This window comes from Anaerococcus sp. HMSC065G05 (genome assembly GCF_001812365.1).
Classification (GTDB): Bacteria; Bacillota; Clostridia; order Tissierellales; family Peptoniphilaceae; genus Anaerococcus; species Anaerococcus vaginalis.
In genome coordinates this window covers 1-13144 of the sequence record NZ_KV808707.1, presented here as the reverse complement: position 1 = coordinate 13144, position 13144 = coordinate 1, and the positions used below count along the sequence as shown (strand labels likewise).

Annotated in this window: 10 protein-coding genes, 1 tRNA gene, 1 other RNA gene and 1 pseudogene; 9 read left to right on the top strand and 4 right to left on the bottom strand. The window is 28.2% G+C overall.

The window, feature by feature from the left end; translation table 11 throughout:
- Nucleotides 1-50: 50 nt before the first annotated feature.
- The 3 genes from cbpB to HMPREF2852_RS05395 form a co-directional block, all read right to left on the bottom strand.
- Complete coding sequence (gene cbpB, locus HMPREF2852_RS05405) at nt 51-518, bottom strand: cyclic-di-AMP-binding protein CbpB (protein WP_019117572.1); 468 nt, start codon at nt 516-518, stop codon at nt 51-53.
- Between the two features lie 63 nt (nt 519-581).
- Nucleotides 582-848, bottom strand: an RNA gene (gene ffs, locus HMPREF2852_RS05400) — signal recognition particle sRNA large type.
- A tRNA-Ser gene (locus tag HMPREF2852_RS05395) sits at nt 848-938 on the bottom strand. Before HMPREF2852_RS05395 ends, ffs begins: the two co-directional genes overlap by 1 nt.
- A 106-nt stretch (nt 939-1044) precedes the next feature.
- On the opposite strand from HMPREF2852_RS05395, the pseudogene dnaX reads away from it, so the two are divergent.
- The 5 genes and pseudogenes from dnaX to hydF all read left to right on the top strand — a co-directional run bounded on the left by dnaX (nt 1045) and on the right by hydF (nt 6495).
- Nucleotides 1045-2797 (top strand): annotated as a pseudogene (dnaX, locus tag HMPREF2852_RS05390) (DNA polymerase III subunit gamma/tau).
- An 11-nt stretch (nt 2798-2808) separates the two neighbouring features.
- A complete protein-coding gene (locus HMPREF2852_RS05385) occupies nt 2809-3144 on the top strand; it encodes a YbaB/EbfC family nucleoid-associated protein (protein ID WP_019117574.1) in 336 nt (111 codons plus the stop codon).
- Entirely contained in the window at nt 3144-3743 is a 600-nt protein-coding gene (recR, locus tag HMPREF2852_RS05380) for a recombination mediator RecR (protein WP_070606458.1), read from the top strand. Before HMPREF2852_RS05385 ends, recR begins: the two co-directional genes overlap by 1 nt.
- A gap of 188 nt (nt 3744-3931) precedes the next feature.
- Complete coding sequence (hydG, locus tag HMPREF2852_RS05375; RefSeq protein ID WP_070606456.1) at nt 3932-5356, top strand: [FeFe] hydrogenase H-cluster radical SAM maturase HydG; 1425 nt, start codon at nt 3932-3934, stop codon at nt 5354-5356.
- Nucleotides 5353-6495, top strand: a complete 1143-nt coding sequence (gene hydF, locus HMPREF2852_RS05370) for a [FeFe] hydrogenase H-cluster maturation GTPase HydF (RefSeq protein WP_070606453.1) — start codon at nt 5353-5355, stop codon at nt 6493-6495. Before hydG ends, hydF begins: the two co-directional genes overlap by 4 nt.
- Nucleotides 6496-6512: 17 nt before the next feature.
- Here the strand turns inward: hydF and HMPREF2852_RS05365 are convergent, their stop codons facing one another.
- On the bottom strand, nt 6513-8315 hold the full coding sequence (locus HMPREF2852_RS05365) for an ATP-dependent helicase (protein ID WP_070606450.1): 1803 nt from the start codon (nt 8313-8315) through the stop codon (nt 6513-6515).
- Between the two features lie 104 nt (nt 8316-8419).
- Between HMPREF2852_RS05365 and HMPREF2852_RS05360 the strand changes: the two genes are divergently transcribed.
- The 4 genes from HMPREF2852_RS05360 (at nt 8420) to HMPREF2852_RS05345 (ending at nt 13009) form a co-directional block, all read left to right on the top strand.
- Nucleotides 8420-9217, top strand: a complete 798-nt coding sequence (locus HMPREF2852_RS05360) for a nitroreductase family protein (protein WP_070606447.1) — start codon at nt 8420-8422, stop codon at nt 9215-9217.
- Between the two features lie 17 nt (nt 9218-9234).
- Complete coding sequence (gene map, locus HMPREF2852_RS05355; protein ID WP_070606444.1) at nt 9235-10035, top strand: type I methionyl aminopeptidase; 801 nt, start codon at nt 9235-9237, stop codon at nt 10033-10035.
- 258 nt (nt 10036-10293) lie between these two features.
- Nucleotides 10294-11604, top strand: a complete 1311-nt coding sequence (gene brnQ / locus HMPREF2852_RS05350) for a branched-chain amino acid transport system II carrier protein (protein ID WP_070606442.1) — start codon at nt 10294-10296, stop codon at nt 11602-11604.
- Between the two features lie 223 nt (nt 11605-11827).
- A complete protein-coding gene (locus HMPREF2852_RS05345; RefSeq protein ID WP_070606440.1) occupies nt 11828-13009 on the top strand; it encodes an acetyl-CoA C-acetyltransferase in 1182 nt (393 codons plus the stop codon).
- Nucleotides 13010-13144 lie beyond the last annotated feature (135 nt).

Here is a 13144-nt window from a genome sequence, read left to right as displayed (position 1 = left end):
TTTTTCATCTACTTTGTCTACAGTCTGAAGGGAGAAAATTTCTCCCTTTTTTATAATTTCTTAATTAATTTGTACTCATTTTCTAAATTATGAGCTATATTTGTAAATCTTTCCAAAATAGTTTTTCTTGTAATTATTCCAACAAAATATCCATTTCTATGAGTTATACATATAAAATTATTATTTATTATAAGTCTTAAAACATCCTCAAGATCAGAATCATCAAATAATATTGGAACAATTTGGTCCATAACTTCACTAACTTTTGTTTGCGTTAGTATATCTTCATTAAAAAATGTTACATCTTCTGATGAAATTACAATTTTTGAAATAGAAATAAGACCTCTAACTCTGTCATTTTCATCGAGAACAGGAATTGTTTGATAAGACCTATTTGATAAAACAATAATCGCATGTAAAAGTGTATCATTTTCTCTAACAACTGCAACTTCGCTAGCCGGAGTTATAATGTTTGCCGTAGGTTGATTAAATAATTTTTTTAGATTTTCTCCAATCATTTTTACTCCTTCTTAAAAAATAGCCTTTTGTCAAAACAAAAGGCATTATAGAGTATATTATGTAAGCACACCCAAGCTCGTAAATTAAAATCTATACGTTACTCAAACAGCCAGCTCATGATAGGTGACCTTACGGCACATAAGAAGATCTACTTAATGCTGCTACGTTCCCGTCCTGACATGGTTCATAGTTTCCTATTGCGTAAGACCCATCAATCAACACCACTTATTTAAGGCAGACTATATATTTTAAAATCCTAACTTGGGAATTCAATCCTGCTATAGCGGATTGCAGGTTACAAGGCACCGCTAACTCCCCATCTAGTGCATGGCGGAGAGCAAGGGATTTGAACCCTTGATACACTATCAATGTATACACGATTTCCAATCGTGCTCCTTAAGCCACTCGGACAGCTCTCCATGCTTACAGATTAAAACTATACTTTAAAAATGAAAAATTTCAAATCAATTTAAAAATTAAAAAAATATTTTCACTATGGTATAATCTTTAGGGAAAGGAATTATTATGGCAAAAGCTTTATATAGAGAATATAGACCCCAAAAATTTTCTGATGTTTTGGGACAAGATAGGGTTGTAAATGTTTTAAAAAATCAAGTTAAGTCTGGGCAAATATCTCATGCATATTTATTTGCAGGAGAGAGAGGATGCGGAAAGACAACTTGTGCAAAAATTTTTGCTAAGGCAATTAATTGCCTTAATCCAATCGACTCATCGCCTTGTGGGGAATGTGAAAATTGTAAATCAATAGAAGAAGAATCAACAATGGATGTTGTTGAAATGGATGCAGCAAGCAATAGAAGAATTGACGATATTAGAAATTTAAAAGAAACAGTTGTTTATCCACCAAATAATTTAAAATACAAGGTTTATATTATTGACGAGGCTCACATGATTACAAGAGAGGCTTTTAATGCCCTATTAAAAATTATGGAAGAGCCACCAAGTCATTTGGTTTTTATTCTAGCAACAACAGAAATTGAAAAAATTCCAAAGACCATTTTGTCTAGAGTTCAAAAATTTGAATTTAACAAAATTGGTAGAGAAGATATAATCAAACAAATTGATATAATCTTATCCGATAGAAATATTACAATCGAACAAGAGGCAAAAGAGCTTATTGTAAAAAAAGCAAAGGGTGCTATGAGAGATGCTCTTTCGATTTTAGATCAAGTTTTATCAATTGACAAAAATAATTTTACATTGAAAGATGTAGAAAACATTTTGGGGCTTGTTGATTTTGAATCCTTGGATAAATTAATAGCTAATATAATTTCATATAATCAAAAAGATTCCTTGGACTTGCTTTTTGATTTAAGAAATAATAACAAAGATGATAAGGATATTTTAGATGGGCTTGTAGGATATTTTAGAGATATTATGATTTATAAGACAAGTCAAAATCAAAAATATATTGAAAATTTAGATTATTTGGATTTGATAAAGGAAAAAATAGAAAAAATCTCATCTGATAGGCTAGTATCTTACTTGGAAATTTTAAATGATTATTCAAATAGGATGAAAATATCTGATAATTCAGCCTTGCTTATGGAAATGGCGATTTTAAGGCTAATTAATTTAAAAGATGATGAAAATATTTTATCAAGATTAAAAAAATTAGAAGAAAATAATTCTTCAAATTCAATAGATATTATAAATAAATTAGTAGATAAAAAATTTGAAAATATTAATCTGAATAATTTTATAAAAAATTCTAATCCTAGCCTAGATTATGAAAAAAAAAGAAGAAAAAAATATTGAAAAGTTTGATGAAAATGAAAAAATATTTGAAGAAAAAAATAAGGATATAGAAAATAAAGAAATTGATAATAAGATTGAAGAAAATTTTGAAAATAAGCATAGTGATAATGAAGACATAAAAAGTGAAAAAACATTTGAAAATATAAGTTTAGATAAGGAAGAAGAAAATATTTTTTTAAATGAATTTACATCATCTTGTTCGCCAATTCTAAAAGTTTGGATAAGGGATGAAGGATTTAATTATGACATAAATGGTGACATTTTTACAATTTATTTTACTAATAATTTATATTATCAATTTTTAGAGGGCTCAAAAGCAAAAATTAAAGAAATTTTAAAAAATGTAAGTGGAAGAGATTTTACCATAAAGGTATCAAGTATTGACAAAAAAAAATCTAACAAGAATAATAGTATAAGAGAATCAAAAAATGATTCGAATGATGATGTGATGAAAAAACTAGAAAAAGTTTTTGGAAATAATTTAATAATTGAAGAATAAAGGAGTAAAAAATGGCAAGAGGCGGATTCCCAGGCGGCGGAAATATGAATAGTATGATGAAAAAAGTACAAAAAATGCAACAAGAAATGGCAAGAACCCAACAAGAAATTGAAGAAAAAGAATTTTCTTCAACAGCTGGTGGTGGAGTAATAGAAGCTGTTGTTAATGGAAAAAAAGAAGTTGTCAAAATTAAAATTGATGAAGATGTTGTAGATCCTGAAGATACAGAAATGTTAGAAGATCTTGTTGTTGCAGCAATAAATGATGCTTTGAAAAAAGCAGATGAATATAGTCAAAAAGAAATGGGAAAATTAACAGGAAATATTAATATTCCTGGACTAATGTAATGAGTTTATATCCTGAAAGTTTAAATAAATTAATAGAACAATTTCAAAAGTTACCAACTATCGGCAAAAAAAGTGCAGAAAGACTTGCTATGAGTATTGTTGGAAGAGATTTAGAAAGCGTAGAAGAATTTTCCGAATCTTTATTAGAAGTAAAATCCAAAATTCATCCTTGTAAAATTTGTGGAAATTTAACTGAAGATGAAATTTGTGGAATTTGCAAAGATATTTCGAGAGAAGAAAATACAATTTGTGTAATAGAAGATGTAAGAAACTTATATGCAATTGAAAAATCCTCAGTATATCATGGAAAATATCATATTTTGGGCGGTCTTATTTCTCCTTCTGATAATGTAAAAGCTGAAGACTTATCAATCGATAAACTATTGGATAGGATTGATAAGGAAGATATAAAAGAAGTTATTTTAGCTATTTCGTCAACGATAGAAGGAGAAACAACTAGCTTATTTTTGGCACATTTATTAGAAGGAAAAAATGTAAAGGTATCAAAAATAGCATCAGGAATTCCTGTGGGCTCAAATTTAGAATATTTTGACCAATTGACATTGGAAAGAGCTTTGGAAGATAGAAGAGAAATTTAATTATATTAGAAATTTCTAGATAATTTGTGATATAATATAAAAAGAAATAGAGATAAGTTTTTAAATGAAATTTATCTAATAATTCTTTGAAAAACTTATAAAATTTAGTGGAAAAATTTAAAGCTGAATATAAAACTTAACAAAACCATCCTTATTAGGGTGGTTTTTAAATCTTAAAGGAGAAAGAAATGGCAAAATATGATGTGAAGTCAAAAAATGCAGAAGAATTTATCAATCATGAAGAAATTCTTGAATCATTAGATTATGGAAGGGATCATAAAAATGACAGGAAATTAATTAAAGAAATATTAGAAAAGGCAAAAAAAGCTCACGGACTTAGTCACAGAGAAGCCTTTGTTTTGCTTTCTTGTCAAGAAGAAGATTTAAATGAAGAAATTTTTTCATTGGCAAAAAAATTAAAGGAAAAATTTTATGGAAATAGGATAGTTTTGTTTGCACCTTTATACCTGTCAAATTATTGTGTAAATGGTTGTTTGTATTGCCCATATCATGCAAAAAATAAAACAATTCCAAGAAGAAAATTGAGTCAAGATGAAATAAGAAAAGAAGTGATTGCACTTCAAGATTTAGGACATAAAAGACTAGCTCTTGAAACTGGTGAAGATCCAGTAAATAATCCAATTGAATATGTATTAGAATCAATCAAAACAATTTATTCAATCAAACACAAAAATGGATCTATAAGAAGGGTTAATGTAAATATAGCAGCAACAACTGAAGAAAATTATAAAAAATTATTGGACGCAGAAATTGGTACATATATTTTATTCCAAGAAACCTATAATAAGAAAAATTATGAATTGCTTCACCCAACAGGTCCAAAACACGATTATGATTATCATACAGAATCTATGGATAGGGCAATGAGTGCTGGAATTAATGATGTTGGTTGTGGAGTTTTGTTTGGTCTTCAATCTTATGAGTATGAATTTGTTGGTCTTTTAATGCATGCTGAACACTTGGAGACTAGATTTAATTGTGGACCACATACGATTTCTGTTCCAAGGGTTCAACCAGCAGATGATATAGACCCTAATGAATTTGACAATTCGTTGAGTGATGAAATGTTTGAAAAAATCGTAGCTTGTCTTAGACTTGCTGTTCCTTATACAGGAATGATAATATCTACAAGAGAATCTAAAAAAGTTAGAGAAAAAGTATTGGATCTTGGAATAAGCCAAATTTCTGGAGGATCAAAAACTACGGTAGGTGGTTATTCAGAAGATATTGGAGATGTTGAAGGATCTAACCAATTTGAACTTGCTGATAACAGGACCTTGGATGAAGTTGTTGATTGGTTATTAAATATGAATTATTTACCATCATTTTGTACAGCTTGCTACAGAGAAGGTAGGGTTGGAAAAGATTTTATGAAAATTGTAAAAGATCATGGAATTGGAAATATGTGCCAACCAAACGCCATTCTTACCTTGGATGAATATTTGACAGACTATGCAAGTGAAAAAACTAGAAAAGATGGTAGGGCCTTAATAAGTAGGGAAATAGAAAAAATTCAAAACCCAGACCTTCGTGCTAATACAAAAAAATGGCTTGATGAGATTAGGGATGGTAAAAGAGATATTCACGTATGATAGCATATAACTCAGAAAGACTTAGCCTTGCCTTATTGGGTAAGACTAATTCTGGAAAATCTTCATTTTTAAATTTTATAAGTGATCAAGATGTTTCTATTGTTTCAAGTCAAAAGGGAACTACAACAGATCCTATAAAAAAATCTATGGAAATTCATGATTTTGGTCCGGTTTTATTTTTTGATACAGCAGGATTTGATGATGATACAAATTTATATGAAAAAAGAATAGAAAAAACTAAAAAAGCCATAGAAAAGGCTGATATTTTGCTTTATTTTCTCTCAATAGATGATGAAATTAAAGAAATTTATGCTTTAAAGGAAAAATATGACAAGATAATTTTTATAGCTACTAAGCAGGATTTAGAAATTGGAAATGATTTGCTAGAAAAATTTAAAGATTTTTCTCCACTAGCTATAAATATAAAAAATAATCATGACAGGGAGAAATTTTTTGATAAGATTAAATCCACCTACAAAATTGAAGATAATTCTATAACAAAATCTCTTGTAAAAGAAAATGATTTAGTTTTGTTGGTTATTCCTCAAGATGCTGAGGCTCCAAAATATAGGCTTATCAAACCTCAAGTTATGACTATTAGGGAAATTATAGATAAAAATGCAATTGCAGTTTCTACAAATCTTAAAAATTTAGAAAACACCCTAAATTCATTTAATAAAAAGCCAGACCTTGTTATAACAGACTCTCAATATTTTAAAGAAGTTTATAATATTTTGGATAAGGGCATAAGGCTCACTTCATTTTCTGTTTTATTTTCAGCCTTTAAGGCTGATATAAATTATTATATAGAATCAGTAAAAAAACTTGACCATGGTGCAAAAAACATACTAATTGCAGAAGCGTGCTCACATCCACCAATATCTGAGGATATAGGAACAGTTAAAATTCCAAAACTTTTGAAAAAAAGATACAAGGATATAGAAATCGACTTTCAAAGGGGAGAAGATTTTGAAAATATTGAAAAATATGACCTAATAATCCAATGTGGGGCTTGTATGTTTAATAAGAAATATGTGATGGAAAGAATCAAACAAGCTAAAGAAAAAAATATTCCTATGACAAATTATGGAATTGTTATAGCCTATCTAAATGGAATCTTAGATAAAATTTCAATATAAAAGCCTTGAGCTAAAGCTCAGGGCTTATTTTTTAATATATCCAAACTTGTAGTGTAAAACTTTGAAGGATAAACTTTTTTATTATTTCTATTTTTTAAAGTTAAAATATATAGGCTATCTCTTGCCCTAGTAAGACCTACATAAAAAATTCTTCTTTCTTCTTCTAGTCTTTCAAAATAATTTTCTTCATCCATGATTAGTGGAAATTCATTTTTTATCAAATCAATTATAAAGACCTTATCATATTCTAATCCCTTAGAAGAATGGATGGTAGTTAAAGATAAATTTGTCTTTATTAAAGATTTGGATTTTTTTTCTAAAATTTTTATCTTTTCATAAACTTCATCTAAAGATTTACATGATTTAGTAAAGTATCTGAGACTTTCTATATAAATATCCTTATTTACGGTTTCTTCCATATATTTTCTGCTTTTCATATTTATATAAGAATTATAAGATAGACTTTTGTAGATGAAAGAAATTTTCTTTTCAAGCTTAAGCTTTCTAAGATGTTTTAATTTTTTCTCAATATTAAAAAGTGCATCCTTTTTGTAATCTTCAATGTCTCTATTTTCATAAAATTCAAAAACATTTTCATTTATTGCCTTATGGGATAAAGATTCAATATCATCTTTAGAAAGATAAGTTGAAATCTTATAGTAAATATCTGAGAAAATTTCTACATTATCAAAATCTTCAGAGAAATTAATTATATTAACCATATCGGTAAAAATTTTTGATTCAAAAAAATCTAAAATATTTGAATTTATAGAAAAATCAATATTTTTATCTAATAAATAAGAACTTAGAGAGATAGCAGAAATATTATTTCTAAATAAAATACCAGTTTTTTTATTATCTAAATTTTCAGTTATATAGTCATATTGCTTGGTAAAATTCTTAAACTCTTTTAATTTTATCTGGTCATCAAAGTCCCTACCTAGCTTATAGGTTTTTTTATACCTATTTTTGTTTTGAGCTATAAAATAACTTGCCAATGAAATGATTTTTTTCCCGGACCTATGGTTTGTATCAAGACTAATTATTTTTGCATCCTTATAAATTTCTTTAAAATTTAAAAGATACTTTGGATCTGCTGCCCTAAAAGAATAAATAGATTGGTCATCATCAGCTACTACTAGAAGATTATTTTCTGGATATACAATTTTTTCTAAAATTTTAAATTGTAAGAGGGAAGTGTCTTGACCTTCATCAAGTTGAAAATATTTATATTTATTTTTTATTGATCTTAATAAAGACTCATCATTTAATAATTCTAAGGCATAAACTTGCATATCATCAAAATCTAGAAGGTGCTTTTGTTTTTTTATTTTTTCATATTCCAAATAAATTCTATCTGCATTAGAAATTTCAACATTTTCTAGATAGGAAATATCTAGGAGAGAATTTTTCATAAAAGATACTTTTTGAAAAAATAAATTTAAATCTTCTTTGGATATTTTTTTCTTATTAATATTTTTATAAATTTCTCCAACAAGATTAAATTTATTGTAAATTTTCTCATCTTCTATTAGATTTACTTGTTTATTATATTTTTTTAAATAATTTCTAATTATAAGATAGCAAAAAGCGTGAATAGTCATAAAATTTGAATCCTTGCTATCAAATCTTTTTTTCATATCATCAGCTTGGATTCTAGAAAAAGTTAAATTTAAAATTTTTGACGAATCAATATGTTCTGACAAAAATTTTATTCTTTCTAAAAGCATGGTAGTTTTTCCAGAACCTGGAATTGCCAAAACCAAAAGAGGACCATCCAAATGTTTTGCAGCCTGTAATTGTTTGCTTGTAAATTTCATATTTATATTTTATCATATAAGTATAAGGATTTAATTATAGAGGATTTAATAAATTTATTTATTAACTTACTATTTAAGGTATAATATTTAAAACGGGAGGAATTATGTTAACTACAAATTTTTTAAAAACAAGAACTTCTACTAGAGATTTTAAAGATGAAAAAGTAGATGATGAAAAAATTAAAAAGATTTACCAAATTACAAGAGAATTAGAAAATAAATTTGGTGAAAAGGATCTTCATTACCAAGTAAATAATAAGGGAGAAGAAGTTTATTTTAAATTAAAAGGAAACGCTGGCTACAAGGGAGTTATGATAAAAGCGCCTTTGTATGTTGCACTTGATATTACAAATGATAGCAAATCTGCCCTTGTTAAAGGAGCTTATGGTCTTGAAGAATTAATTACTAAATTATCTGAACTAGGACTAGCTTCTTGCTACATTACAGTAAGCGGAGTAAGCGATGATATTTTAAAATCAGCTTTTGTAAATGCTGAGGGAAAAATTATGTCAATTCTTGCAATTGGCGAAGCTACAAAACAAGAAATTAGAGAACACAGATACGATGATAGAAAAGGAATAAATGAATTTGTATTTATTGATGATTTAGATCACAAAGCAAGTGTAGAAGAGCTTTCTCAAAGAGGACTTGATGATTTATTCTCATATTTAAGATTTGCACCATCATCATACAATTCACAACCATGGAGATTTGTTTTAAAAGATAATTTTGTAAATTTATATTTAGAAGATTACAAAGACGAAGCAAATTTAGTTGATGCAGGAATTGTAATGTATTATTTTGATCAATTAACAAAAGAAATATCAATAAACTCAATTTGGGAAGTTGAACCAAAATTAGACGGCTCAAAATACCAATTTATTGCTCAAAAAGAATTATAAAATTTTAAGGAATTTTAATGATAAGACTTTATACAGAAAATGATATAGAAAAAATGTATGGGGCTTCAGAAATTCTTTGCCAAACACACCTTGCCATAAAAGAAGTAATAAGAGCTGGAATAACAACAAAATTTCTTGACGATTTTGCAAATAAATTTATAAAACACAAAAATGCAAGACCTGCCCAATTAGGCTATCAAGGATTTCCATATACACTTTGCATATCTGTAAATGATGAAATTTGTCACGGATTTCCTTCTGATTATGTACTTAAAGAAGGCGATGTAGTTTCAATTGATAATGTTATAGATTACAATGGAGGACTTGCAGATTCTTGTTGGACTTATAAAATTGGAAAATTGAGTGAAGAAAATGAAAAGTTAGTTGATGTTAATTTAAAAGCTCTTTACAAAGGAATTGAAGCTGCAAAACCAGGAAACAGAATTGGAGATATAGGTTATGCAATTCAACAATACGTTGAGGGCGAAAATGGCTTTTCAGTTATAAGGGACTTTATAGGTCATGGAATTGGAAAAGAAATGCACGAAGATCCACAAGTTCCACATTATGGAAAAAAAGGATTTGGTCCTAGAATAGAAGAAAATATGGTATTTACAATTGAGCCAATGATAGCAGTTGGCGATTGGAAATCAAAAATGGATTCAAATGGATGGACAGCAAGAACAAAAGATGGTTCCGTTTGTTCACAATTTGAACACCAACTTGTCATAAGAAAAGAAGGAGCAGAAATAATAACTGACCAAAATAATTTTTCTTTGACAGAAGATGACAAAAAATTTATAGAATCATATAAATAGGAGAGAAATCTCCTATTTTTTTCGTCAAAAATGGCTTTTTAAAAAATGGATAATTTTACTTATTTCATTAGAAATATATGTCAAATCTTATAAAAATTCATAATAAAATGTTTTCAAATTTATAAATAAATATAATTCTAAAATAAAAATATTTAAATTTAAAGAAAATAATTAAAAATTTGTAAAAAACTTAAAAAAAGACTTAATAAGTAATCAAAAAAATGGTAAAATATAAAAGTACAGCTTTAAGGAGGAGTTATGGATATTTTAGTAATAGGATTTGCATTATTTGCAATGTTTTTTGGAGCGGGGAATTTAATTTTTCCACCAATGTTGGGATATACTTATGGAGATAAGTGGTTATTGGCATCTATTGCCTTTACAATTGTAGGAGTGGGATTAACTTTACTTGCTGTAGTTAGTATGGCAAAAAGGCAAGGAAATATTTTTACTTTTACTTCACTTGCAGGAGATAGGCTTTCAAAAGCAATAGTTTTAATTATTGCTCTTTGTATTGGACCTTTAGGAGCAATTCCAAGAACTGCAGCTACAAGTTTTGAGATGGTACAATCAGCAGGCTTTAATGTAAATATTTGGGTCTTTACTTTAATATTTTTTGGATTATCATTGTTTTTGTCTTTGGCAAAAAATTCTGTTGTAGATTTAATTGGAAAATTTTTGACGCCACTTTTATTAATTTCTTTATTTATAATGATAATTGTTGGTATGTTAAATCCAATTGGACAAATAAAAGAAATTAATATAGATTTAAGTAAAATATTTTCTGATTCAATGCTTGAAGGATATAATACAATGGATGCTTTGGCAGCCCTTGCATTTACACCAATAATTGTAGAAAGCGTGATAAAAAAAGGCTATAAAAATCAATTATTAAAAAAGACTATTCAAGCATCATTGATTGCAGTTATAGGACTTGCTTTTGTATATATTTCACTTACATTTTTGGGAGCAAGTGCCTCAACAAGTATTGATACAGATTCAAGAGTTATTTTATTAAATTATATTTCAGAAAAAATTCTTGGAGATAAGGGGAAATTTGTTTTATTAGTCGCAATTATTATGGCATGTTTTACAACATCTGTAGGCTTGATTTCATCAATTTCCAATATATTCGCAGAATTTTCTAAAAATAAATTCAATTATAGTTTTCTTGCAATAGCAATAGCTTTAGTGTCTTTATTATTATCTGTTCTTGGAGTGGAATCAATAGTAAAGCTTACAGGACCATTTTTACAATTTGTGTATCCTTTAGCAATTGTTTTAGTAGTATTTAATTTGATTGGGAAAAATTCTCTCGATAAATTAGTAATTAGAAATTCTTTTATTGTGGTAACAATAGTTTCATTTATGGATGCTCTAGTAAGTTTGATAGACATTTTAAAAGAAATGTTTAATGTAAATGTTTCTTTGTTAGTTGGTTTAGAATCAGTATTGAAAAAAATTATACAAGTTATCTCCTTAAATATTGTAGATTTTCCATGGATAATTCCTCTAATTCTTATAATTATCCTAACTAGCCTATATTTAAAATTAAATAAAAATAAATAAATTTTTGCATCCAAATTAATTTTTGGATGTTTTTTATTAGAAATTTTTTGCAATTATTTTTTTATTCTGTATATTTTTATTGTAAGTAAAAATATTAGAAAAAGGATTTCAAAATCCAAATAAAAAATATTAGAAAATGTTTGATAAATTTTTAACTACATGTTATAATCGTATTGTAAGTTAAGATAACAATTTATCAGATATAAAATCGAAAGGGGAAATTATGACAAGAAAAGTAGTAATTGCAAGTGCAGCTAGAACTCCAGTAGGAAGTTTTGGTGGAGCTTTAAAATCACAAAGCGCAGTTGATTTGGGCGTTGTTGCAGCTAAAGCAGCTATCGAAAGAGCTGGAATTAAACCAGAAGATGTTGAAGAAACTGTTTTAGGATGCGTTTTACAAGCAGGACTTGGACAAAACGTTGCAAGACAAATTTCATTAGGAGCAGGAATCCCAATAACAACACCTGCAATGACAATTAATAAAGTTTGTGGATCAGGACTTAGAACTGTTTCACTTGCAGCTCAAATGATTTTAGCAGGAGATGTTGACGTTGTTTTAGCAGGTGGTGCTGAAAGTATGTCAAACGCTCCATTCTTATCTAATGAATCTAGATGGGGAGCTAGAATGGGCAACAAAAAATTTGTTGACGAAATGATTACTGATGGTCTTTGGGATGTTTATAATGACTACCACATGGGAGTTACAGCTGAAAATGTAGCTGAAAAATATGGAATCACAAGAGAAATGCAAGACGATCTTGCAGCAGTAAGCCAACAAAGAGCAAGCAAGGCTCGTGCTGAAGGAAGATTTAAAGATGAAATCGCTCCAGTAGAAATTAAAGATAGAAAAGGAAATGTTACAGTTGTTGAAGATGATGAATATATCAGAGACGGTGTAACACAAGAAGGAATTTCTAAATTAAGACCAGCATTTATAAAAGATGGTACAGTTACAGCAGCTAACGCATCAGGAATTAACGATGGAGCAGCTTGTCTTGTAGTTATGAGTGAAGAAAAAGCTAAAGAATTAGGCGTTAAACCATTAGCTACAATCGTAAGCTATGCATCTGCAGGAGTTGATCCAGAAGTTATGGGAACAGGTCCAATTCCATCAAGTAAAAAAGCTCTTGAAAAAGCTGGATGGAAAGTTGAAGATCTTGACTTAGTTGAATCAAACGAAGCTTTCGCAGCTCAATCATACGCTGTAAGAAATGAAATGGGCTTTGATCCAGAAAAAACAAATGTAAACGGTGGAGCAATTGCGATAGGTCACCCAATCGGAGGATCTGGAGCAAGAATTCTTACAACACTATTATACGAAATGGAAAAAAGAGATTCTAAAAAAGGTCTTGCTACACTTTGTATAGGTGGAGGAATGGGAACAGCTCTAGTAGTTGAAAGATAATAATTAAATAAAATTAAAAAATAGGGTTGTTAGAAATAACAGCCTTATTTTTTTAGAAATTTTCAGATATAAGTTATAAAAAATAAAAACTGCTCAATAAAGAGCAGTCAGACTGTAGACAAAGTAGATGAAAAA